Genomic DNA, 23407 nt, shown 5'->3' with positions numbered 1-23407 from the left:
GGAGTAGTAGATAATGCCAAAACGTACTGACATTCAAAGTATTCTAATTCTTGGTGCTGGTCCGATTGTTATCGGTCAGGCATGTGAGTTTGACTACTCTGGCGCACAAGCCTGTAAAGCACTTCGTGAAGAAGGCTACCGAGTTATTCTGGTTAACTCGAACCCAGCAACGATCATGACTGACCCAGAGATGGCTGATGCGACTTACATCGAGCCAATCCAATGGGAAGTGGTACGCAAGATCATTGAAAAAGAGCGTCCAGATGCAGTTTTGCCAACCATGGGTGGCCAGACTGCACTTAACTGTGCGTTAGACTTAGAGAAACACGGCGTACTAGAAGAATTCGGCGTAGAGATGATCGGTGCAACGGCTGATGCAATCGACAAAGCGGAAGACCGTTCTCGTTTTGATAAAGCGATGAAGTCTATCGGCCTTGAGTGTCCTCGCGCAGATACAGCGAAGAGCATGGAAGAAGCTTACAAAGTTTTAGATATGGTTGGCTTCCCTTGTATCATCCGTCCATCGTTCACCATGGGTGGCACTGGTGGTGGTATTGCGTACAACAAAGAAGAGTTCGAAGAAATCTGTCGTCGCGGTCTGGACTTATCTCCGACCAACGAACTTCTTATCGATGAGTCACTAATCGGCTGGAAAGAGTACGAAATGGAAGTCGTTCGTGACAAAGCGGACAACTGTATCATCGTATGTTCAATCGAAAACTTTGATCCAATGGGCATCCACACGGGTGACTCAATCACAGTAGCACCAGCACAGACACTGACCGACAAAGAATACCAGCTAATGCGTAATGCATCGCTAGCCGTTCTACGTGAAATTGGTGTTGAAACAGGTGGTTCAAACGTACAGTTTGGTATCAACCCGAAAGATGGCCGTATGGTTATCATCGAGATGAACCCACGTGTATCTCGTTCTTCTGCGTTAGCGTCAAAAGCAACAGGTTTCCCAATCGCTAAGATTGCCGCGAAACTGGCTGTTGGCTTTACTCTGGATGAACTACAAAACGACATCACCGGCGGTGCAACACCAGCATCATTCGAACCAACTATCGACTACGTCGTAACTAAGATTCCTCGCTTTAACTTCGAGAAATTTGCTGGCGCAAACGACCGTCTGACTACTCAGATGAAATCGGTTGGTGAGGTAATGGCAATTGGTCGTAACCAACAAGAATCTCTTCACAAAGCACTTCGTGGTCTAGAAGTTGGCGCAACTGGTTTTGACGAGATGGTCGATTTAGAAGCACCAGATGCACTGACTAAGATTCGTCACGAACTTAAAGAAGCAGGCGCTGAGCGTATCTGGTACATCGCCGATGCATTCCGAGCTGGCATGTCAGTTGACGGCGTGTTCAACTTGACTCAAATTGACCGTTGGTTCCTGGTTCAAATCGAAGAAATCGTAAAACTCGAAGAGCAAGTCAAGGCGGGCGGCTACGCAGGTTTGACCAAAGAAGTGCTTCGCCAGATGAAACGTAAAGGCTTCTCTGATGCGCGCTTGTCTAAACTGCTAGGTGTTGCTGAAAGTGAAATTCGCCGTGCTCGTGAGCAGTTTGATATTCACCCGGTTTACAAACGTGTGGATACGTGTGCCGCAGAGTTTTCTTCTGACACGGCTTACATGTACTCATCTTACGATGAAGAGTGTGAAGCAAACCCAACAGACAAAGACAAGATCATGGTTCTTGGTGGCGGTCCAAACCGTATCGGCCAAGGTATTGAATTCGATTACTGTTGTGTACACGCATCACTTGCGCTGCGTGAAGACGGTTACGAAACCATTATGGTTAACTGTAACCCAGAAACGGTATCTACTGACTACGATACGTCTGATCGTCTGTACTTCGAACCAGTAACTCTGGAAGATGTACTGTCTATCGCTCGCGTTGAAAAACCAAAAGGTGTGATTGTTCAGTACGGTGGTCAAACGCCACTTAAACTGGCTCGTGCTCTAGAAGCGGCTGGTGTTCCAATCATTGGTACTAGCCCAGATGCTATCGACCGTGCGGAAGACCGTGAACGCTTCCAGGCAGCTGTTGACCGTCTAGGTCTACTTCAGCCAGAAAACGCGACAGTAACAACGATGGAACAGGCGGTTGAAAAATCGAAAGAAATTGGCTTCCCATTAGTTGTTCGTCCATCTTATGTACTCGGTGGTCGTGCGATGGAAATCGTATACGACGAGCAAGACCTGCGTCGCTACTTCAACGAAGCAGTAAGCGTATCGAACGAGTCTCCAGTTCTACTAGACCGTTTCTTGGATGATGCAACCGAAGTTGATATTGATGCTATCTGTGACGGTGAACGCGTCGTTATCGGCGGTATCATGGAACACATCGAACAAGCGGGTGTTCACTCTGGTGACTCTGCATGTTCACTGCCTGCATACACGCTAAGTCAGGAAATTCAAGACAAGATGCGTGAGCAAGTTGAGAAGTTGGCGTTCGAACTCGGTGTACGCGGTTTGATGAACACGCAGTTTGCTGTGAAAGACAACGACGTTTACCTAATCGAAGTGAACCCTCGTGCTGCTCGTACGGTACCATTCGTATCGAAAGCGACAGGTGCTCCTCTAGCGAAAATTGCTGCACGTGTAATGGCGGGTCAATCTCTAGAGTCACAAGGCTTTACTAAAGAGATTATCCCTCCTTACTACTCAGTGAAAGAAGTGGTTCTGCCGTTCAACAAATTCCCTGGTGTTGACCCTCTATTGGGCCCTGAAATGCGCTCAACAGGTGAAGTAATGGGTGTGGGTGCAACGTTCGCAGAAGCTTACGCGAAAGCAGAGCTAGGTTGTGGTGCGGTTTATCCTGAAGGTGGTCGTGCGCTACTGTCTGTACGTGAAGGTGATAAAGAGCGTGTTGTTGACCTAGCTTCTAAGTTAGTGAAACTGGGTTACCAGTTGGATGCGACACACGGTACTGCTGTAATTCTGGGCGAAGCGGGTATTAACCCACGTTTGGTAAACAAAGTACACGAAGGTCGTCCACACATTCTTGACCGCATCAAGAACAATGAATACACCTACATCGTAAACACGGCTGCTGGTCGTCAAGCGATTGAAGATTCGAAAGTTCTACGCCGTGGTGCACTGGCAGAAAAAGTGAACTACACAACGACACTGAACGCAGCGTTCGCCACATGTATGTCTCATACTGCAGACGCAAAAGCGTCAGTAACTTCGGTTCAAGAGTTACACGCTAAAGTGAAAGCGAGTCTAGACGCGTAACAGATAAAAATCAGTAAGCTCGTTAATCAGGGCTTACATGACAACCTCATTGCCCGCTCATTTGAGCGGGCTTTTTTATATCGAGGTTTTTCTAAAGTGAAGAGTATTAAAATGTGCTAGGAACGATTGGTATGCTTTGCTTTTGAAGATCATCAAGCTAATTATGGCAAGCAATATTCCCAAAGATGAAGAAATAGTACTACCACTTGCTACAACAAAGTTGACCCTGTAGGCCTGAGGGATTAAGCCGATCATAATTCTTTAAACAGATAGGTAATTAGCAAAAGTTAAAATAAGCAGTGTTGAGCTTAAAAACATACTAACTATGGAGCTATTCGGTATATTCTTTTTTCTAAGACTAAGTTATAAGTTGATTCTTCAGTATCAAGAGAGTATCCGTTACTTTTTGCAAAAATATCTGCCGCTATTAGTGAAGGATAAAGAAGAAAAAAACTAGTTACCGATATGATTAGAAATACCTTACTAGAATTTTTAAACTCACTTTTAGTTAGGAATTTATTTGATTTTAATGTTTTTACAGACATTCTAGAGCATTCAAATAAGATCAAACTAGAGCCTATGATCAAAATATCAGCCTGATCAAAAGATGAATAACTTTCATTATTATAGATTTTAATATAAAAATCTGACAATCCATCAAAACCACATATTAACAGTGATATTGCGGATACTAATAAAACTATTAAATAAAAAAATACTTGCGTTCGGTCGTAACTCTCTTTTTTCACCGTAACAAACCTCGCTGTATTTCTTGAGAGAAGATCATACTTTGAGTCTTACGTTGAATCTCATTATATTCTTCTTTTGCTCTTTTCTTTGCTTCTATATCTCTTTGCTTTAAGTAAATATCTATAGAGGTTATTAACTTCTGTGTTAAACCTCGTTTATCATTTTCTCTATTCAATAAAAGACCTACAGCCGAGCTTATCAAAATAGCCCCTAATAATGGGCCAGCGCTTAAAGTTACAACACTGCCACCCACTGCTGCGGCAAAGTTTACAAATATAGCTGCTGCAGCTGACGATAACCCGATAGTGATTATATCACTAGCTAAAGTACCAAATAGTTTGGCTAAGGTTTGACGGTCATTGAGGAAAAAGTCAATCACTCTGTATGTGGATATTAAGATAATTGTTATTATGCCCCCACTTCTAATGGATTGTAATGCCCCTTCTGGTCCAACAGCGAACTTTGCCACAGTTGGTGTGGGAAGAAACTTTCCTAATCCAGAAAGCTTTGAGTGCATAGCAGGGGAGCCTGTGAGTATGATATGTGGAGCTCCAGAATAATTTTTGACGATAACAGAGCTATTATTTCCGTACAAATAGTTTGATAAGTTGGTTATAAAAACTAAGTCCTGTCCTGTAGCATAATAGTTTGCTGAATTTTCAAACATTCCCTTTATGTTTTTCCAACGTTCTATTTTCGCTTTGTCTTTTACTTTGTTCTTGACAACGATATCAAAACTCTCGATAGATAAGATAATGGTTTCTTTATCTCGATGTTGATTATTTGATTTATAAAGTGGGTAGGTGCTTATACTACCAGTACTTTTTGAGGATTGATGTCGTGATAAAGGGTAGTTGCTAGTCATGTATTTTCCTCAGATATCGGACTTCGAACGCTGACAATGTAAACTCTACATGCTGAACAGATTTTTTATATTCGTCTAGTTTTATATTTAAAGGTAAGCGTTTGATCTCATTATTAGGAATCGATTTGTGACAGTGATTCAATTCTTCCTAACAACTAAATTTTATATAAAAGTTTGGAATCAAGTTTATGCATTAATTCTATGAAAATTAGGAATAGATTGGTGTCTTGACTTTCCATTGGTGGTTTTGTGAATAAGTGCTACCGTTTTTCCTCTTTGATGCCTCTTTAAATAAAAAGGATGTGTAGTGGAAATCACGGTTGAGATTTTGTTGGCCCTATTTTTTGTTGCGACTGCCGCAGGCTTTATTGATGCGATGGCTGGTGGGGGAGGGCTCATTACGCTCCCTGCGCTTTTGGCTGCGGGGTTGAGTCCGACTCAAGCTCTAGCAACCAACAAGTTACAAAGTTCGTTTGGCAGTTTCTCTGCTAGCTGGTATTTCGTGCGTAACGGTATTGTCAGCTTAAAGGAAATGCGTTTTGCGATACTCTGCACTTTTATAGGTGCTGCAATCGGTGCCGAGGCTGTGCAGTTTATTGATGCTAGCGTACTCACCAGTTTGATCCCTGTTCTTTTGATAGCCATTTCCCTCTATTTTTTACTCGCGCCAAGTACGCGAAAAATCGATGGAGAACCAAAGTTATCTGAAGCGATGTTTGCGCTATGCATTGGTGGCGGGATCGGCTTCTATGATGGCTTTTTTGGCCCTGGGACTGGATCTATTTTTACTGTTTGTTTTGTTGCACTAGGTCACTTTTCTTTGGTCGAAGCCACAGCTAGAACCAAAATCCTCAATTTCACGTCAAACATAGCGGCACTACTCTTTTTTATCTTAGCTGGGTTGCCAGTGTGGAAGCTTGGCTTAACTATGGCTGTTGGCGGTTTTCTTGGTGCTCAGTTAGGGGCGAAGGTCGTGGTAAGTAAAGGACAAAAATGGATTCGTCCTCTAGTTATTGTGATGTCGATGCTTATGGCAACGAAACTTCTTTGGCAACAACATCAGCAATGGATTTTGTTAGTGCTTTAACTCGTTCGCTACGATATGTGCTGTGGCGCAAGCAGATATGTATTGGTCGAATTAACTGTCCTAGTTCTTCAAAGTCATAGCAGAATTTGGGTGTGATATTAAGTGTCTTCAGGATAGATTTAGGAATTAAAGCGGGAGCCATTCCGCCCAAAGCCAGTTGTGCTGCCGCAGTGTATGAATCCATTTCCATCAAAGGCTCAATTCCGTATTTTGACAAAATAGCTTGTTGGTAAGTATTGGCAGGATTGGTTAAGTCATTGGTCAAAATGGCTTTGGGTAGTTGCGAAAGTGGGTATCTACTGACGATTGAAAAAGGTTCATCAGTGAGGTGAAAGCTCATTAATCCATGGTGAGGCGGTAAATAACCAGCACAGAATCCCAGTGTCGCTTTACCTGATTTGATGTTCTCAATAATGCGTGGTGTATGATTGGTCGATATTCGTATGTACTGGTCATGGGCAAAGCGTTCTGCCATGATCACACTGAGGTATCCAGCGACTAAGGTTTCAGAGCAGTCTATCTTGATCAAAGAAGTATCTTCTATTTCTTGCTGATCATAGATCTGACCTCTTAACTCATTGAACGTTGGCTCGATCGTGTTGATGAGCGCGAGGCCATCGGAGGTCAGCTTTATGTGCCGACCACTTGGCTCAATCAATTTTTTTCCTAACTTCTTCTCTAGATTCGAAATGCGCTTACTCACCGCAGATTGACTAATATAGAGTTGGCTGCCCGTACGGCTCATGGTTTTTTCTTTACTGAGGACAAGTAACGTCTCAATACCTTCAAGCAACATAATAATTAATGAAAGTTAGGAATGGTTGAAATAATTTAGCGAATTGTACAAGAATTGGCGAATCAAATGAGTATAAATGAGAGGAGCCGACACTCAGTCGACTCCATGACCGAATCATGTAATTTGTGTTTAACGATTAATTGCGAAAGTTGGCAGGGATAGATGCCAACGAATAGCACCGAGACGTATAATGAGCGTTGAGATTACACCAGCGAGTAAAGCCGTTGAGTGGTCATAACCCATGTTTACCGCCATCGTATGGAAGATGCCGCCAATAATACATGCCGTAGCGTAGACTTCGCTTCTTAATACCATAGGAACTTCGCGAGCCAGCACATCTCGTATAATGCCACCACCACAACCAGTAATGACTCCCATGATCACTGCGACCATCCCAGACGCGTTGTAAGCGAGGGCTTTCTCTACACCTATTCCTACAAATACTGCAAGGCCGATCGCATCACAAACGGGTAAGACCCACCATGAGAGTCGCTTGGGTCTTCGAATAACAAGCATGGTTAGTAGACACGTAACAAATATCACCCATAAGTACGTCGTATCTGTTATCCAAAATACAGGAGTGGCACCTAGCGCCATGTCTCGGATTGTTCCGCCACCAATAGCAGTCACACTGCCGAGAACGATAACGCCGAATGGATCCATTTTTAAACGGCCCGCCAGTAACACGCCAGAGATAGCGAAAACTGCGGTACCGAACAAATCGATCATATAAAGCAGCATGGAGTCCATGTTACTTAGTACCTTTATATAGTGTGAGAAAAAATGGGCGGAAATTGTACGGTATTTGCCACGAAATCGTTAGCGTTTTTGACGAACGCTTTTAAAGTGCTCACACACTTCTGTGATCGCATTTAGTGTGCGTGGGGTTGGGCGGTTAATCCAATCTGAGTTTAGAGACCAGATGTGTTTATTTCTAAGTGCGGGAAGCTCATTGCTCCACACTGCCCACATACCATCGTTACTCATTGCGTGACGAGAAGTAAAAATAACCTCTGGTTGGCGAGTGATGACCTGCTCGATGCTGACCTGAGGATAAGGCGCGCTGGATGCTGCGAAAATGTTTTCACCACCGCAAAAAGTAAAGACTTCACTTGGCCAGTTCTTCCCGGCGACAGTGATGATAGGCTTTTCACTCAACTGATAAAAGTAACGAACTTTCTCGTGCGTGTTGTACTTCTCTTTTAGTGTATTCAGTTGCGTTCTAAAATCTTCAGCGGCCTTTTGTCCTATTTGCGGGGTTTCGCTGTATTGGCCTAGCTGCTCGATATTAGTGGCGATATCTTCCAGTGAACCTGTAGTGGAATAATAGATAGGAATGCCGAACTGTTTAATTTTTTCCAGCTCTTTGACCGGGTTTCCTGCTGGCCAAGCAATGACTAAATCCGGTTGAAGAGCAATAATGCGCTCTAATTTAATTCCTTGGTAATTAGAGACTCTTTCCAGCTGCTTTGCCTGCTCTGGATAATCACTCATTTCGCTGACAGCAACAAGCTTGTCTCCTAGCCCTGCCGCAAAGGCAATTTCAGTGGCATGCGGAGCTAAACTTACAATGCGTTGTGCTGGTGTTTGAGCGAAGGTCGCTGTCGAAACAAACAGCGTTAATGCGAAGCATAGTTTATTCATCATAATCCTTGATAAATCATTCCTAAAAGCAGACTTTGGATAGCTATCCAAACGAAGACTCGCCAAACGAGCAGCGTATGTATTTGTGAAAGGTGAATAGCCGATGGGGCAATGCGTCCACCGATTTTAGCGCGTTCCGCACGTATACCTTGATAGATAGCAGGGCCGCATAAAGAGAGTTGTAGTTTGTGTCCGATGGTACACAACACCCAGGCAGGCCCGGGTAGTGGCCAAGAGTTAGCTTGTTGCTGTACACCAGAAAGCACATTGCTTACGTTCTTTCCTACAGCTAAAAGTATGGCAAAGAGACGAAGTGGAATAATATCCAGAGCGGCGACCAGCTGAACGGCAGGTTTACCAAAGGGCAAATATTGGCGTCGGCTAGGGGACCAAACTCGAGCTAACTCTGTGGTTAGTCGATACATTAACGCACCAATACCACCTGCTAGTGCGTACCAAAATAACACACCGATTACGTTGCGGCTGTATCCCATAATCACAGCTTCTGAGCTTGCTTTACCTATGCCGATGATCGAGAGGCTGTCAGTATCGCGATTAAGATATGGTCTCAGTAATTGTCGGCACTGGGCTTTGTCTTCTCTCGACATACTTGTGACGAGTTGTTTTGTTAAGGCTTCACTGTTGCGCCAGTCCAAAGCAATGATCAATAGCACTAGTTCGTATAAAGGCACTTGCCAAACGAATGGCTCCACGGCAATCAGCAAGATCAAGCAAGGCAATAGCATCAAGCCCAATGCAAGACTGCCGGAGGTCAGGCTCTGTGTGTAACTATGATTATTGTTTACTTTGTTGGCGAGGTTCTCAGCTAACTTTCGCCATAAAGTGATGGGATGCGATGAACGGGGGATTGGTAAAAGAAGGTGAAAGAGCAGTGCGCCCCACATAATAAGGAGCGCACCGTTGGCATAAAATGACTGAAAAACTTCTTCCATGAATGAGTCGTTTACTTAATGAGTTCCAGCATTTTGAATACCATTTCGGAAGAGCTTTTTGCTGCTAGCGGTAGGAACTCATCAAAGCTCATTGGTGACTCTTTATCAGCGACATCTGAGATTGCACGCACAACAACAAACGGCGTGTTGAATTGGTGACAAGTTTGAGCGATAGCAGATGCTTCCATTTCTACCGCGATAACGGATGGGAAGTGCTTACGAATAAACTCTTGACGCTCAGCAGTACAAACAAACGCATCGCCAGTACAGATCAGGCCGCGAACTGCATGAGTGTTTTCCATTTGCACTAGTGCCTTTTCTGCTAAATCCATTAGCTTTTCATCCGCTTTGAATGCAGCAGGCTGACCAGCCATTTGGCCAATTTCATAACCAAAAGCGGTCACGTCTGCATCGTGATGACGAACTTCTGTTGAGATAACAACATCACCTAGATTTAGGCTTGAATCGAAGCCACCAGCAGAGCCTGTGTTAATCACAACATCTGGCTGGTATTCATCAAGAAGAATGGTAGTGCCTACTGCAGCTGCAACTTTACCAATACCTGATTGTAGTACGACTACTTCTACATCATTAATTTGACCAGAGAAAAACGTACAACCTGCTTTATTTACGGTTTTGCAGTTTGTGATTGCTTCTTTCAGGATGGTCACTTCTTGTTCCATCGCACCGATGATACCAACTTTCATAACACTCTCTTTCGGTAAATATTTTAGTTGGCCGAGAGTATAGCACTCCCCGTGAGCAGTTTTCTATTTGATGAGCTTAGCTTGAGTGAGCTTTTCTCGTAATTGTTCGGCGCGCTTTCTGTTTACGCCAAAGTCAGAATAGCCCACACGTGACTCTGAGCGAACAATCAGTTTGTCTCCTGCTACTTTTAATTCGAGGTCATCCACGAAGCGCATGATTTTAGATGTGCATTCTATCCGAAGGTAATCACCCTCTTTTACCGCGGTTTTGGCGCCAGGAAGTTGAAGCGCGGCTTGCTCAATGGCATCTAACGTCGCGGACTCAGTGAGCAAAAAAGGTGCTAATTGAAACTTGTCTCTTGAGTCATGAGTTGAAACGCAATTTGGTTTGTCACCACAAGGTGATTGAGAACGATCTGGCATACTGGTGACTCCTTGGCTGCAGGCTGTAAGGCTGAGTAAAGCGATGGAAAGGAGAGCGGCTTTTTTCATTGTATTTACTCTTATAATTTTGCTTCTAATTATATGGATACAAAAGAAAAAGGATCCAATAATAGGACCCTTTTTGTGATGTTAGCTGTGATTAGACTTCTAGGTAATCAAGAATGCCTTCTGCCGCTTTTCGCCCTTCATCAATGGCGGTTACGACGAGGTCTGAGCCACGGACCGCATCACCGCCAGCGAAGATTTTCGCATTGCTGGTTTGGTACATGAACGCTTGCTCAACAGGTGCCTTGATACGTCCCCATTGGTCTAAATCGACACCATACGGTTCTAACCAGTCCATTTTGTGTGGCTGGAAACCAAATGCCATGATCACGGCATCCGCAGGCAATACATGTTCACTGCCTTCCACTGGTTCTGGTCTGCGACGACCTGCATCATCGGGCTCACCTAAAGCAGTTTTTACCACTTTAACGCCCGATACGTTACCTGAGGCGTCGACCTCCACACCGAGTGGTTGCAGGTTAAACATAAACTTCACGCCTTCCTCTTTAGCGTTTTTCACTTCTCGACGTGAACCTGGCATGTTGGCTTCGTCACGACGATAAGCACAAATCACATTGGAGGCTCCTTGGCGAATAGAGGTTCGTACACAGTCCATTGCGGTATCGCCACCACCAAGCACGACCACTTTCTTTCCTGCCATGTCGATAAACGGTTGGTTGTTCTCAAGCTCCATGACTTTGTAGGTATTCGAAATTAAAAATGGCAGCGCGTCATACACACCCGGCGCATCCTCATTTTCTAGTCCTGCACGCATGTATTTATAGGTGCCAACGCCTAAGAAAATGGCATCGTACTCATCGATTAGATCTTGCATTTGTACATCTTTACCGACTTCCACGTTCATGCGGAACTCGACGCCCATTTCAGTGAACACACGGCGACGATTTTCCATTACCCCTTTTTCAAGCTTGAACGAAGGGATACCGAAAGTCAGTAGTCCGCCGATTTCTGGGTAGCGGTCAAACACGACTGGCTTAACGCCATTGCGCACTAGGATATCAGCGGCTGCCAAGCCTGCTGGGCCAGCTCCAATGATTGCGACCTTTTTATCGGTCCACTCCACCTTGGACATATCTGGCTTCCAGCCCATTTCAAAGGCTTTGTCGGTAATGTACTTTTCTATATTACCGATGGTGACGGCACCAAAGTCATCATTAAGCGTGCATGAACCTTCACATAGACGGTCTTGAGGACAAACGCGTCCACATACTTCAGGTAAACTATTGGTTTGATGCGATAGCTCAACAGCTTCAAGAATACGTCCCTCATTTGCCAGTTTTAGCCATTGAGGGATATAGTTGTGTACTGGGCACTTCCATTCACAGTATGGGTTACCGCAATCTAAACAGCGGTCTGCTTGCGCAGTGGCTTGTTGCTTAGTAAACGGCTCGTAGATTTCAACGAACTCGATCTTACGAACTTTGATCGGCTTTTTGGCCGGATCGACACGTTGAACATCGATAAATTGATAAACGTTCTGGCTCATGATTCAAACATCCTCCATGATTACTGTGCTTGAACGCGCAGCTCTGCGGCACTGCGGCTCTGGTGACCAAGTAGCGTGCGAAGATCTGCCGCTTGTGGTTTCACCAAATAGAACTTTGGAATCCATTCATCAAAGTTCGCCAAAATATTTTCTGCGTGGCTCGACCCTGTTTCTTCAAGGTGTTCCGCAATCAGGCCGCGCAAATGCTCTTGGTGGATGTATAGATCGGACAATGAAATGGCTTCGACAGATTCAGTATTGACTCGACCTTCAAAGCTCTGGTTTTCATCCAGAACATAGGCAAAGCCTCCGGTCATACCTGCACCAAAGTTCACGCCTGTTGCACCTAGAATGGCAACAATACCGCCAGTCATGTACTCACAAGCGTTATCTCCCGCACCTTCAATGACGGCAATCGTACCTGAGTTACGTACCCCAAAACGTTCACCCGCTTTACCTGCCGCGAACAGTTTACCGCCCGTTGCGCCGTACAAACACGTGTTACCAATAATGGTGGCTTCATGACACTTGAACGCTGTACCTAAGTGAGGCTTAATGGCGATCTTGCCGCCAGCCATGCCTTTCCCTACGTAGTCATTCGCATCACCTGTGAGGTAAAGCTCTACGCCACCCGCATTCCAAACGCCAAACGACTGGCCGGCAGTGCCGTCAAGATAGATTTTGATAGGGTAAGCCGCCAATCCTAGGTTGCCATAGCGTTTTGCTATTTCGCCAGATAAGCGAGCACCCACAGAACGATCAGTGTTGATGACATTGTAGAAGAAACTTGCCGATTGACTGTTTTCGACCGCATGCATGGCATCATCAACGATCTTTTGATTGAGCTCTGCTTTATCAAACGGTTTATTTGGTTCCGTCCAAAACAGCGGATGATCTTCAGGCGAGACGGGAGCTTCTAGAATGTTGGATAGATCCAATTTGGTTTGCTTCGCGGTAAACCCTTCTACTGCTTCAAGTAAATCGGTACGACCAATCAAGTCCGTCAGTTTTTCAACGCCTAGCTCAGAAAGCAGCTCGCGCACTTCTTCTGCCAGTCCGGTGAAGTAGTTCATCACCATTTCAGGTAAGCCTTTGAAGTACTCTTTACGCAGCGTTTCGTCTTGAGTCGCAACCCCTGTTGCACAGTTGTTGAGGTGACAAATTCGTAGGAACTTACAACCCATAGCTACCATTGGCGCTGTACCAAAACCGAAGCTTTCTGCACCTAAAATTGCGGCTTTAACTACGTCTAAACCAGTCTTTAGACCACCGTCTACCTGTAGGCGGATCTTATGACGCAGACCATTAGCAACCAGTGCTTGTTGTGTCTCGGCCAACCCCAACTCCCAAGGGCTACCAGCGTATTTTACCGAAGTTAATGGGCTTGCTGCGGTACCACCGTCGTAACCCGAAATGGTAATAAGATCAGCGTAAGCCTTGGCTACGCCCGTTGCGATGGTGCCGACACCTGGCTCGGAGACGAGTTTCACCGAAACCAGCGCATTTGGGTTGACTTGTTTAAGGTCGAAGATCAACTGGGCCAAATCTTCAATCGAATAGATATCGTGGTGCGGAGGAGGGGAGATCAGAGTCACGCCTTGTACCGAATAACGCAGTTTTGCGATTTCAGCGGTGACTTTGTGTCCTGGTAGCTGTCCACCTTCACCCGGTTTCGCACCTTGTGCCACCTTGATTTGCAGTACATCAGCATTAGTCAGGTAATGAGGCGTTACACCAAATCGGCCAGAAGCAATTTGCTTGATGCGCGAGTTACGTTCAGTGCCGAAACGGCGAGGATCTTCACCACCTTCACCGGAGTTTGAATAGCCACCAAGACGGTTCATCGCAGTCGCGAGTGCTTCATGCGCTTCAGGGCTAAGTGCGCCAATGGACATGGCCGCAGAGTCGAAGCGTTTGAACAGTTCGGTTTTCGGTTCTATTTGATCAAGTGGCAGCGGTGAGTCTGATTTTTTCAGCGACATTAAGTCACGCAGCATGGCAACAGGGCGTTGGTTTACCTGCTTAGCAAAGCTCTGATAGTCGTTACTTTCGCCAGATTTAACGGCCTGTTGCAGCGTGCCGACAACATCCGGGTTGTAAGCATGATACTCACCTCCATGGACATACTTTAACAAGCCGCCATGATCAATCGATTTGCGTTTCGCCCATGCTTTGCGAGATAAGTTTGTAAGATCTTGCTGGAAGTCGTCAAAATTCGCGCCTTCAATACGAGTTGTGACGCCTTTAAAACACTGGTCGACCACATCTTGGCTCAAGCCAACTGCTTCAAACAGTTGTGAGCAGCGGTAAGAGGCGATGGTTGAGATCCCCATCTTTGACATGATTTTATACAGGCCCTTGTTGATGCCGTATTGGTAGTTCTGCATCACATCGCGATAGTCTTTCTCTAGTGCCTTATCATCAATCAGTTTACCTAACGCTTCATAAGCAAGGTATGGGTAAACTGCAGTAGCACCAAAGCCAAGCAAGACAGCAAATTGGTGTGGGTCACGTGCAGTTGCGGTTTCGACTACAATGTTGGCATCGCAACGTAAGTTCGCATCAATCAAACGAGTTTGAACTGCGCCGACTGCCATTGCCGCTGGAATTGGTAACTTGCCTTTGACCAAAGCGCGATCTGAAAGTACCACTAAAACCGTGCCTTCACGTACGACTTGCTCTGCTTGCTCACAGAGATCATTAATGGCTTGTTTAAGATCTTTCTCTTGTGGGTCGTAGTTGATATCTAGAATGGTATTACGGTAGTGATCGTCACCAAGCTCGAGCAGTTGCTGCATGTCTGAATAAAGCAGTACAGGCGAATCAAATGTTACGCGATGCGCGTGGCCATCGGTTTCACAGAAGACATTCATTTCCTTACCGATACTAGTCGCCAGTGACATCACGTGTTTTTCACGCAGTGGATCGATCGGTGGATTGGTGACCTGAGCGAACTTCTGGCGGAAGTAGTCAGTTACCAAGCGCTCTTTTGAGGAGAGCACTGCCATTGGAGTATCGTCCCCCATGGAACCGACGGCTTCTTGGCCCATTTCTCCGAGTACACGCAGAACTTGGTCGACTTCTTCGTTCGTCATCGCGAATTGCTTTTGATAAGTCTTAAGTAAGTCTTCATCAAAGCTGCGCTCGCCTACTTGCTCCTCAGGTAGCTGAGAAAATGGTGTGAGTTTGCGAACGTTGTTTTCCATCCATTCGCGATAAGGGTGACGAGATTTCAGATCATTATCGATCTCGCTAGACTGCCAAAGCTTACCTTTACGAGTGTCGATGACAAGCAATTCCCCCGGACCTACACGCCCTTTTTCGGCAACTTCATCTGGGGCGTAATTCCAAATCCCTACCTCAGATGCCAGAGTGATCAACTTGTCTTTGGTAATTACATAACGCGCAGGACGCAGACCGTTTCGGTCTAGGTTACAAGCAGCATAACGACCATCGGACAGTACGATACCTGCTGGGCCATCCCATGGTTCCATGTGCTTGGAGTTGAAATCGTAAAACGCCCGTAGATCCGGATCCATATCTGGGTGGTTTTGCCAGGCTGGCGGCACAAGCATACGCATGGCACGGAAGATATCCATACCGCCTGCTAAAAAGAGATCCAACATATTATCTAAGCTGGAAGAATCTGAACCTGTCTCGTTCACAAACGGTGCTGCGGTTTGTAGGTCTGGCAGTAATGGTGACGAGAACTTGTAAGCACGAGCGCGTGCCCATTGTCGATTACCTTCAATGGTATTGATCTCACCATTATGAGCAAGGTAGCGGAACGGTTGAGCTAATGGCCAACGCGGTTGAGTGTTGGTAGAAAAACGCTGGTGGAACAGACAGATAGCAGATTCCATACGTAGATCGGCAAGATCAAGATAAAAGCGCGGTAAGTCCGCAGGCATGCACAGGCCTTTGTACACTAAAACTTGAGTCGACAAGCTACAGATGTAGAAATCCGGATCTTCGGTGATTTGTTTCTCGATGCGACGGCGTGCGATGTAGAGACGACGTTCAATGTCACGCTCTCGCCAACCAGCCGGTGCAGAGATAAAGACTTGCTGAATATTTGGAAGCGAGTTAGCCGCAATTGGACCGAGTACTTCTGAATTAGTTGGTACTTCACGCCAACCGGCCACTGTTAGCGTCTCTTGCGCAAGTTCTCTGTTGACGATGTCTTTAGCGAGTTGAGCTTTGACCGGATCTTGGTTGAAGAAAATCATCCCTACGGCGTATTGCTTGCCAAGGTTGAAACCATTTTCTTCGGCAATAAGACGTAAATAGGAATCGGGCTTTTGTAATAGAAGACCACAACCATCACCGGTTTTACCATCGGCGGCAATACCACCACGGTGGGTCATTCGGTCAAGTGCAGAAATTGCTGTACGAACCAGCTTGTGGCTTTGTTCGCCTTCCATATGCGCGATCAAGCCAAATCCACAGTTGTCTTTCTCAAGACTTGGATCATAAAGAGCCATTGCAATTCTCCCTTTGCTTATCCGTCATCCCGACAGATATATCAACACTGCTTACGTTGATAGTGATGACTGAATATGCGTCATCTTTTATGGTTTTGTGTATATTTATTCAATAAAAGCTGTGAAATATTTAACATTTTTTGAGTGTTTTATTTTCATCAACTTCACAAGCTATAGCTTATTGTAAAAAAGGTCAAGTTATTAGTGGATAATCACGTGAATATGCGATTTACCATTTAATAAGCTAAAATAGTTTAATGATTTCAAATAGATAGAAAATTGATTGTTACAAAAAAGTAACATTTGATTCTGTGGGAAATAAAAAAGACCAGCATAAAATGCTGGTCAAAATAGAAAGATTGGAAGGAATTGTTTTCTTTCTTTGCTAATAGCCATCGATATCGCTGATGGCTATTTATGGCATTGAAAGAGGGAAGCGTGAATACTTCCGTTAAGCAGAAAGCATCAGTGAATCTGCTTTTGCTTCTAGGTTTGTGCCATCCATTAGGTAGTCATCGATAGCACGAGCACATTCGCGACCTTCGTTGATACAACGAACCACCAAAGATTGGCCTGTTCGCATATCACCAGCAGCAAATACGCCTTCTTGGTTAGTAGCAAAACCTTGAGTTGCTACGTTACCGCGATCATCTAGCGCGATATCCAGTTGAGCAAGCACGCCTGTAGGTTCTGGGTGTAAGAAGCCCATTGCTAGGAATGCCATATCACATGGGATCACTCGCTCGCTGCCTTCTACTTCTTTGAAACTTGGGCGCTCGCCTGGTTTTGCATCTTGCCAAACGATATCAGCAAGACGAAGGCCTGTGACTTCACCTTTATCATTTCCGATGAACTCTTTGGTCAGGATGTTCCAGTGACGATCGACACCTTCTTCATGAGAGGTCGAAGTACGTAGGATCATTGGGTATTGAGGCCAAGGCATATTGGCTGGGCGCTTCTCTGGTGGAATCGGCATGATTTCCACTTGAGTTACGCTTGCTGCGCCGTGACGGTTTGACGTACCTACACAGTCTGAACCGGTATCACCACCACCAATGACAACCACATGTTTACCTTTTGCGTGAATCTCTTCCGTTTTCAGGTCCATGTTATTTGCACGTCGGTTGTTTTGACCTAGGAATTCCATTGCGAAGTGAACGCCTTTGAGCTCACGACCCGGAACTGGCAAATCACGTGGAACCGTTGAGCCACCCGTCAGTAGAACCACATCGAACTCTTGACGCAGTTGCTGAGCATTTACATCAACACCGACGTGTTGGTTTACTTTAAACTCAACGCCAGCTTCTGCCATTAGATTGATCTTACGATCAATGACTTCCATGCTCAGTTTAAAATCTGGAATACCGAAACGCAGCAGACCACCAACCTTCTCGTCTCGCTCGAATACTGTCACAGTATGACCAGCGCTGTTTAGCTGCTCAGCAGCCGCAAGACCAGCAGGTCCAGATCCAATGATCGCTATCGTTTTACCAGTGCGAGAACGTGGCGTTTTTGGCTTGGCGTACCCTTCACGATACGCCGTTTCTACGATGGTTTTCTCGATGTTACAGATGGTGATTGGGTCTTGGTTGATGCCAAGTACACAAGCACTTTCACATGGAGCAGGGCAAACACGACCAGTGAACTCTGGGAAGTTATTGGTTGAGCTTAGAATGTTCCATGCTTCTTCCCAGCTATCACGATAAACCGCATCGTTAAACTCTGGGATGATGTTACCGATAGGGCAGCCGTTATGACAAAACGGCACACCACAATCCATACAACGAGACGCTTGAGTATTGATCTTGTCACCAAACTCCTCGTTCAGAACGAACTCTTTGTTGTTCTTGATGCGTTCAGCTGGGTCGATCTTCTGTGGTAGTTCACGACCGTGCTCTAAAAATCCAGTAGGCTTACCCATTATACTGCCTCCGCTTGAGTTTCGTTTCCTTGAGACTGTGCTTCAGCTTTACGCTTTTGAAGCACCGCTTTGTAGTCACGCGGCATTACCTTAACCATAGAGGCTAGGCTTGCTTCAAAGTTGTCTAGGAAAGACTGAGCGACTTCACTTCCTGTGAATTGAACATGCTTAGTTAGCATGTCGAGTAATAGATCTCTGTCTTCTTGCTCGATTGGATCTAGGTCTACTAGCTCTGGGTTCAGTTTCGACTCAAAGTCGCCTGATTTATCCCATACGTAAGCCACGCCGCCACTCATACCTGCGGCAAAGTTACGACCTGTTGAACCAAGGATAATTGCTGCACCGCCCGTCATGTATTCACAACCGTGGTCACCGACGCCTTCTACTACTACTTTCGCGCCTGAGTTACGAACACAGAAACGTTCACCAGCCATACCGCGGATGAAAGACTCACCCGAAGTAGCACCGTAGAAACACACGTTACCAACCACGATGTTGTCTTCTGCGACAATGCTTGATTTCGCATCTGGGTAAAGTACTAACGTACCGCCAGATAAGCCTTTACCCCAGTAGTCGTTCGCGTCGCCTTCTACTTCGAACTTCACGCCCTTAGCTAGGAATGCGCCGAATGACTGACCCGCTGAACCTTTGAACTTCACGTTCATTGGTCGAGGTAGGCCGGCATCTTTGTACACTTTCGAGATTTCGTTCGACAGCATGGTGCCCGCAGAACGGTCAGTGTTGACGATAGGGAATTCGGCATTCACCGCCTCGCCTTTCTCGAGAGCAGGAATCGCCGCTTGAATCAGCTTACGGTCTAGTACCGATTCAAGATTGTGGTTCTGCTGAGCTTGGTTGAATACACCATCAGCTTCACGTGGTTGCTCAACGTGAAGAACAGGAGACAGATCTAGGTTCTTGTATTTCCAGTGAGAAACGTCTTGGCGGATCTTCAATTTCTGACCTTGACCGACCATCTCATCGATAGTGCGGAAGCCAAGTTCAGCCATGATTTCACGTAGACCTTGTGCCATGTATTGGAAGAAGGTTACGACGTCTTCTACGCGACCATCAAAGCGCTCGCGAAGCGTCTTGTTCTGAGTTGCGATACCAACAGGACAGGTGTTCTTATGACACTTACGCATCATGATACAACCTTCAACCACCAATGCTGCGGTTGCTACCCCCCATTCTTCTGCACCAAGTAGTGTTGCGACTGCAAGATCACGAGGTGTCTTCATCTGGCCATCCGCTTGAACCACGATACGGTTACGTAGACCGTTCTTCAGTAGCGTTTGGTGCGTTTCTGCCAAGCCAAGTTCCCAAGGAAGACCAGTATGACGGATTGAAGACATTGGTGATGCACCAGTTCCGCCGTCGAAACCTGCGATAAGTACAACGTCCGCTTTCGCTTTAGCAACACCAGAAGCGATCGTACCTACGCCAGCTTCCGATACCAGCTTCACGTTCACACGACCTGCGCGGTTCGCATTCTTCAAGTCGTAGATCAGCTGAGCCAAATCTTCGATTGAGTAGATATCGTGGTGTGGCGGTGGTGAGATAAGACCGACGCCCGGAGTTGAGTGACGTGTTGCACCGATCCAATCATCTACTTTATCGCCTGGTAGCTGACCACCTTCACCTGGCTTCGCACCTTGAGCCATTTTGATTTGCAGCTCTTCAGCGTTAGTTAGGTAGTAAGAGGTTACGCCGAAACGACCGGAAGCCACCTGCTTGATTGCAGAGCGTTCCCAATCGCCGTTCTCTTTGCGCTCGAAACGCATTGGGTCTTCACCACCTTCACCAGAGTTCGATTTCGCGCCAAGACGGTTCATCGCAACAGCTAGTGTGGAGTGTGCTTCGTAAGAAATAGAACCGAATGACATAGCACCGGTCGCGAAGCGTTTCACGATGCTTTCAATTGGCTCGACTTCGTCGATAGAGATAGAACCAGCTGGGTTCTTAATGAACTCAAGTTGGCTACGCAGGGTTACCGCGTTATCACCTTGTTTATCTACGGCTGTCGCGTACTGCTTGAACTGATCGTAGTTCTTGTTGCGCGTAGACTCTTGCAGTAGAGAAATGGTTTCTGGGTTGAAGAGGTGCTTCTCACCACGCTGTTTCCATTGGTAAACACCACCAACATCCAGCATTTGAATTGGGATTTCGCGTTGCGGGTAACCGATGCGGTGACGGATCAGCACTTCTTTGGCGATATCATCAAGGGTGAGACCTTGGATACGAGAAACTGTACCTGTGAAGTATTTGTCGACCACTGACTTGTGGATGCCCAAGGCTTCGAAGATTTGCGCGCCATGGTACGACTGTAGCGTAGAAATACCCATCTTCGAGAAGATTTTCAGAAGACCGCCATTGATCGCTTTACGGTAGTTGTTGAACAGATCGCGAGGGTTCGCTTCTGGATCCAACTTCTTAGTACGTTGAAGCTCAATGATGGTTTCAATCACTAGGTAAGGGTTAACCGCATTCGCACCGTAACCAAGTAGCGTTGCAAAGTGGTGCGTTTCACGCGCGTCACCAGTTTCAACCACGATGTCACACTTCGCACGTAGACCTTTGCGGATCAAGTGGTGGTGCACTGCGCCAACTGCCAGCATTGCTGGGATCGCCGCGTGGTTTGAGTTCACTGCACGGTCAGTTAGTAGGATGATTGAGTAACCATCGATAACCGCGTCTTCTGCGTATTGGCAGATACGTTTTAGTGCGCGCTCAAGCTTGCCTTGATCTTCATTGGCTTGGAACACGATATCCAGCGTCTTCGCTTGTAGGTGCTCGTTATCGATCGCACGCAGTTTTTCAAGCTCAGAGTTCGCCAGAACAGGCGATTCCAATTCTACTTTCTGACAGTGAAGTGGTGTTTCAGTCAGAAGGTTTTGGTCTTTACCCAAGTAAGTGTTCAGCGACATAACCATACGCTCACGGATCGGGTCGATCGGTGGGTTGGTTACCTGTGCAAACAGCTGCTTGAAGTAGTTTGAAAGGTGCTGAGACTGATGAGAGAGAACCGCAAGCGGCCAGTCGGCACCCATTGCTGACAATGGCTCTTTCGCGTCATTCGCCATTGGAACGATGATTTCGTTCACTTCTTCAGTGCTCACACCGAAAGCTTGTTGACGGTGTAGCAAACGTTCTGGAGAAGGTTGGCTGAACTGGTTGCTCGCATCTGGCAGCTTCTTCAAGCTCAGTAGGTTTTCTTCTACCCACTTCTCGTAAGGCTGCGCCGTTGCGATGGTGTCTTTCACTTCTTCATCAGAGATGATGCGACCTTGCTCTAGGTCTGCAACAAAGATACGACCTGGTTGTAGACGACCACGGAACTCTACGTTCTCTGGTTCAATATCCACAACACCAGATTCAGATGCCATCACTAGGAAGTTATCTTTGGTCACTGTGTAGCGAGAAGGGCGCAAACCGTTACGGTCTAGTGTTGCACCAACTTGAACACCATCAGTAAAACATACTGAAGCTGGACCATCCCATGGTTCCATGATGTTCGCGTGGTACTGATAGAACGCGCGACGCTTAGGATCCATGTTTTTGTTTTCTTGCCATGCTTCCGGGATCATCATCATCAATGCGTGTGGCAGGCTGCGACCAGAAAGAACTAGGAGCTCAAGTGCCATGTCAAAGTTAGATGAATCCGAGCTGCCTTCCTGACAGATTGGAAGAAGCATGTCGATTTCAGCCTGAGTAAACAGGTCTGATTCTAGGATTGCTTCACGGGCTTTCATCCAGTTCAAGTTACCGCGAACTGTATTGATTTCACCGTTGTGGGCAATGTAACGGAAAGGCTGTGCAAGACGCCATTTCGGGAAGGTATTGGTAGAGAAACGAGAGTGTACCAGTGCTAGTGCAGTCACCATGGTCGGGTTTTGTAGATCAAGGAAGTACTGAGGTACTTGCTCGGTCGTTAACTGACCTTTGTACACCAATGTCTTGTAAGACATTGAGTTAATGTAGAAGTCGTCACCAATGTTCGAAACGCTTTCTAGGCAAACACGTACAGTGTAGTTACGAAGTACGTACAGTTTGCGCTCTAACTCTTCAGGTGTGATGCCAGGGCCACCAGAGATAAACACATGCTCAAACTGAGGTTCTGTGCTTAGCGGGTCGGCACCGATCATCGAGTTATCGGTTGGCAAAACGCGGTAGCCAATAACTTCAAGGTCTAGACGCTGAGCGTTGCGTTCTAGAATGTCACGACATTGCTCGCGTTTGTATTCGTCTTTCGGGAAAAGTACGACACCCACACCATACTTTTCAAATGAAGGCAGTTTAATGCCGAGCTTAACGGCCTCTTCTAATAGGAATTCATGAGGTTTTTGTAGCAAGATACCCGCACCATCACCGCTGCATGGATCACAACCTTGACCACCACGGTGCTCCATGCGAGCTAGCATATCCAATGCTTGAGTCACTACTTCATGAGATTTACGGTTTTTAAGGTGAGCAACAAAACCGATACCACACGCGTCATGCTCCAATTCAGGAGTATATAGCCCCTGTGGATTTTGCTCTCTATCTACCATAGATACATCCTTCCAGTTCAATGTCGACGCAAAAGCACCAGGCAGGCAAATGCCACCTAGACCATTGATTACGTCTTGTCCTTTATATTTATTATCGCCACCGATCTAGGTTGACCGATCTTGATTCCTTTCCGTATCTCGCAGGAAAAGTTTTGCGAGAAAAACAATCCTTGGTGGTATCCCTTTATTTATTGCCACTATTTAGTGATTTATATAGGTAGGAGTGGGATAACACCGACAAATCCCGCAGTGTACTTTGTAATAAAAGTCACAAAAATAACGGGGTTGTGTAAGTATCCTACAATTTTGTCACTTCAGAATGCAATGAAAAAGTCGACGTTGTGACCCAATTTTTTCGTTTAATTATGCATTTTTAGTTTAACATTTACGCAACATGAACGTTTTTT

At 46.0% G+C, this 23407-nt stretch carries 14 protein-coding genes; 2 read left to right on the top strand and 12 right to left on the bottom strand.

Features of this window, described 5'->3' with window-relative positions; all coding sequences use genetic code 11:
* The first annotated feature begins 13 nt into the window (after positions 1–13).
* Entirely contained in the window at positions 14–3247 is a 3234-nt protein-coding gene (gene carB / locus FKN16_RS06830; protein WP_047009081.1) for a carbamoyl-phosphate synthase large subunit, read from the top strand.
* A gap of 323 nt (positions 3248–3570) precedes the next feature.
* Here carB and FKN16_RS06825 read toward each other — a convergent pair whose 3' ends face one another.
* Positions 3571–3996: a hypothetical protein gene (locus FKN16_RS06825; protein ID WP_145473186.1), complete on the bottom strand. Its 426-nt coding sequence runs from the start codon at positions 3994–3996 to the stop codon at positions 3571–3573.
* Entirely contained in the window at positions 3993–4862 is an 870-nt protein-coding gene (locus FKN16_RS06820; protein WP_104974495.1) for a hypothetical protein, read from the bottom strand. Before FKN16_RS06820 ends, FKN16_RS06825 begins: the two co-directional genes overlap by 4 nt.
* A 307-nt stretch (positions 4863–5169) precedes the next feature.
* On the opposite strand from FKN16_RS06820, the gene FKN16_RS06815 reads away from it, so the two are divergent.
* Positions 5170–5949 carry a TSUP family transporter gene (locus tag FKN16_RS06815; protein WP_170902345.1) on the top strand — a complete coding sequence of 260 codons (780 nt, stop codon included), beginning with the start codon at positions 5170–5172 and terminating at the stop codon, positions 5947–5949.
* Here FKN16_RS06815 and FKN16_RS06810 read toward each other — a convergent pair.
* The 10 genes from FKN16_RS06810 to gltB (FKN16_RS06765) all read right to left on the bottom strand — a co-directional run bounded on the left by FKN16_RS06810 (position 5891) and on the right by gltB (FKN16_RS06765) (position 23000).
* The gene (locus FKN16_RS06810) at positions 5891–6745 is read right to left on the bottom strand and encodes a LysR family transcriptional regulator (protein WP_170902344.1); all 855 of its coding nucleotides are present in this window, start codon (positions 6743–6745) and stop codon (positions 5891–5893) included. The genes FKN16_RS06815 and FKN16_RS06810 overlap by 59 nt on opposite strands.
* A gap of 129 nt (positions 6746–6874) precedes the next feature.
* Positions 6875–7495 (bottom strand): TRIC cation channel family protein, encoded by a 621-nt coding sequence (locus FKN16_RS06805; RefSeq protein ID WP_005387377.1) that lies wholly within the window; start codon positions 7493–7495, stop codon positions 6875–6877.
* A gap of 69 nt (positions 7496–7564) precedes the next feature.
* Positions 7565–8389 carry a vitamin B12 ABC transporter substrate-binding protein BtuF gene (gene btuF, locus FKN16_RS06800; protein ID WP_170902343.1) on the bottom strand — a complete coding sequence of 275 codons (825 nt, stop codon included), beginning with the start codon at positions 8387–8389 and terminating at the stop codon, positions 7565–7567.
* The gene (locus tag FKN16_RS06795) at positions 8389–9342 is read right to left on the bottom strand and encodes a cobalamin biosynthesis family protein (protein WP_170902342.1); all 954 of its coding nucleotides are present in this window, start codon (positions 9340–9342) and stop codon (positions 8389–8391) included. Before FKN16_RS06795 ends, btuF begins: the two co-directional genes overlap by 1 nt.
* 11 nt (positions 9343–9353) lie before the next feature.
* Entirely contained in the window at positions 9354–10049 is a 696-nt protein-coding gene (mtnN, locus tag FKN16_RS06790) for a 5'-methylthioadenosine/S-adenosylhomocysteine nucleosidase (RefSeq protein ID WP_170902341.1), read from the bottom strand.
* A gap of 63 nt (positions 10050–10112) precedes the next feature.
* On the bottom strand, positions 10113–10541 hold the full coding sequence (locus tag FKN16_RS06785) for a DUF1499 domain-containing protein (RefSeq protein WP_170902340.1): 429 nt from the start codon (positions 10539–10541) through the stop codon (positions 10113–10115).
* 91 nt (positions 10542–10632) lie between these two features.
* Complete coding sequence (locus FKN16_RS06780) at positions 10633–12045, bottom strand: FAD-dependent oxidoreductase (RefSeq protein ID WP_005396322.1); 1413 nt, start codon at positions 12043–12045, stop codon at positions 10633–10635.
* 20 nt (positions 12046–12065) lie between these two features.
* The gene (gltB, locus tag FKN16_RS06775) at positions 12066–16529 is read right to left on the bottom strand and encodes a glutamate synthase large subunit (RefSeq protein WP_170902339.1); all 4464 of its coding nucleotides are present in this window, start codon (positions 16527–16529) and stop codon (positions 12066–12068) included.
* Positions 16530–16980: 451 nt separating this feature from the next.
* Positions 16981–18450: a glutamate synthase subunit beta gene (locus FKN16_RS06770; protein WP_006742690.1), complete on the bottom strand. Its 1470-nt coding sequence runs from the start codon at positions 18448–18450 to the stop codon at positions 16981–16983.
* Positions 18450–23000 carry a glutamate synthase large subunit gene (gene gltB / locus FKN16_RS06765; RefSeq protein WP_170902338.1) on the bottom strand — a complete coding sequence of 1517 codons (4551 nt, stop codon included), beginning with the start codon at positions 22998–23000 and terminating at the stop codon, positions 18450–18452. Before gltB (FKN16_RS06765) ends, FKN16_RS06770 begins: the two co-directional genes overlap by 1 nt.
* Positions 23001–23407 lie beyond the last annotated feature (407 nt).

This window comes from Vibrio sp. 11-4(1) (assembly GCF_013048625.1).
In the GTDB taxonomy this organism is placed as follows: Bacteria; Pseudomonadota; Gammaproteobacteria; order Enterobacterales; family Vibrionaceae; genus Vibrio; species Vibrio diabolicus.
This window is presented reverse-complemented; position numbering and strand designations above follow the sequence as displayed.

Bases quoted from the DNA above. Each gene is read 5' to 3' on its own strand.
- carB (WP_047009081.1), top strand. From the start codon at position 14: ATGCCAAAACGTACTGACATTCAAAGTATTCTAATTCTTGGTGCTGGT.
- FKN16_RS06820 (WP_104974495.1), bottom strand. From the start codon at position 4,862: ATGACTAGCAACTACCCTTTATCACGACATCAATCCTCAAAAAGTACT.
- FKN16_RS06810 (WP_170902344.1), bottom strand. From the start codon at position 6,745: ATGTTGCTTGAAGGTATTGAGACGTTACTTGTCCTCAGTAAAGAAAAA.
- FKN16_RS06805 (WP_005387377.1), bottom strand. From the start codon at position 7,495: ATGGACTCCATGCTGCTTTATATGATCGATTTGTTCGGTACCGCAGTT.
- btuF (WP_170902343.1), bottom strand. From the start codon at position 8,389: ATGAATAAACTATGCTTCGCATTAACGCTGTTTGTTTCGACAGCGACC.
- FKN16_RS06795 (WP_170902342.1), bottom strand. From the start codon at position 9,342: ATGGAAGAAGTTTTTCAGTCATTTTATGCCAACGGTGCGCTCCTTATT.
- mtnN (WP_170902341.1), bottom strand. From the start codon at position 10,049: ATGAAAGTTGGTATCATCGGTGCGATGGAACAAGAAGTGACCATCCTG.
- FKN16_RS06785 (WP_170902340.1), bottom strand. From the start codon at position 10,541: ATGAAAAAAGCCGCTCTCCTTTCCATCGCTTTACTCAGCCTTACAGCC.
- FKN16_RS06780 (WP_005396322.1), bottom strand. From the start codon at position 12,045: ATGAGCCAGAACGTTTATCAATTTATCGATGTTCAACGTGTCGATCCG.
- gltB (WP_170902339.1), bottom strand. From the start codon at position 16,529: ATGGCTCTTTATGATCCAAGTCTTGAGAAAGACAACTGTGGATTTGGC.
- FKN16_RS06770 (WP_006742690.1), bottom strand. From the start codon at position 18,450: ATGGGTAAGCCTACTGGATTTTTAGAGCACGGTCGTGAACTACCACAG.
- gltB (WP_170902338.1), bottom strand. From the start codon at position 23,000: ATGGTAGATAGAGAGCAAAATCCACAGGGGCTATATACTCCTGAATTG.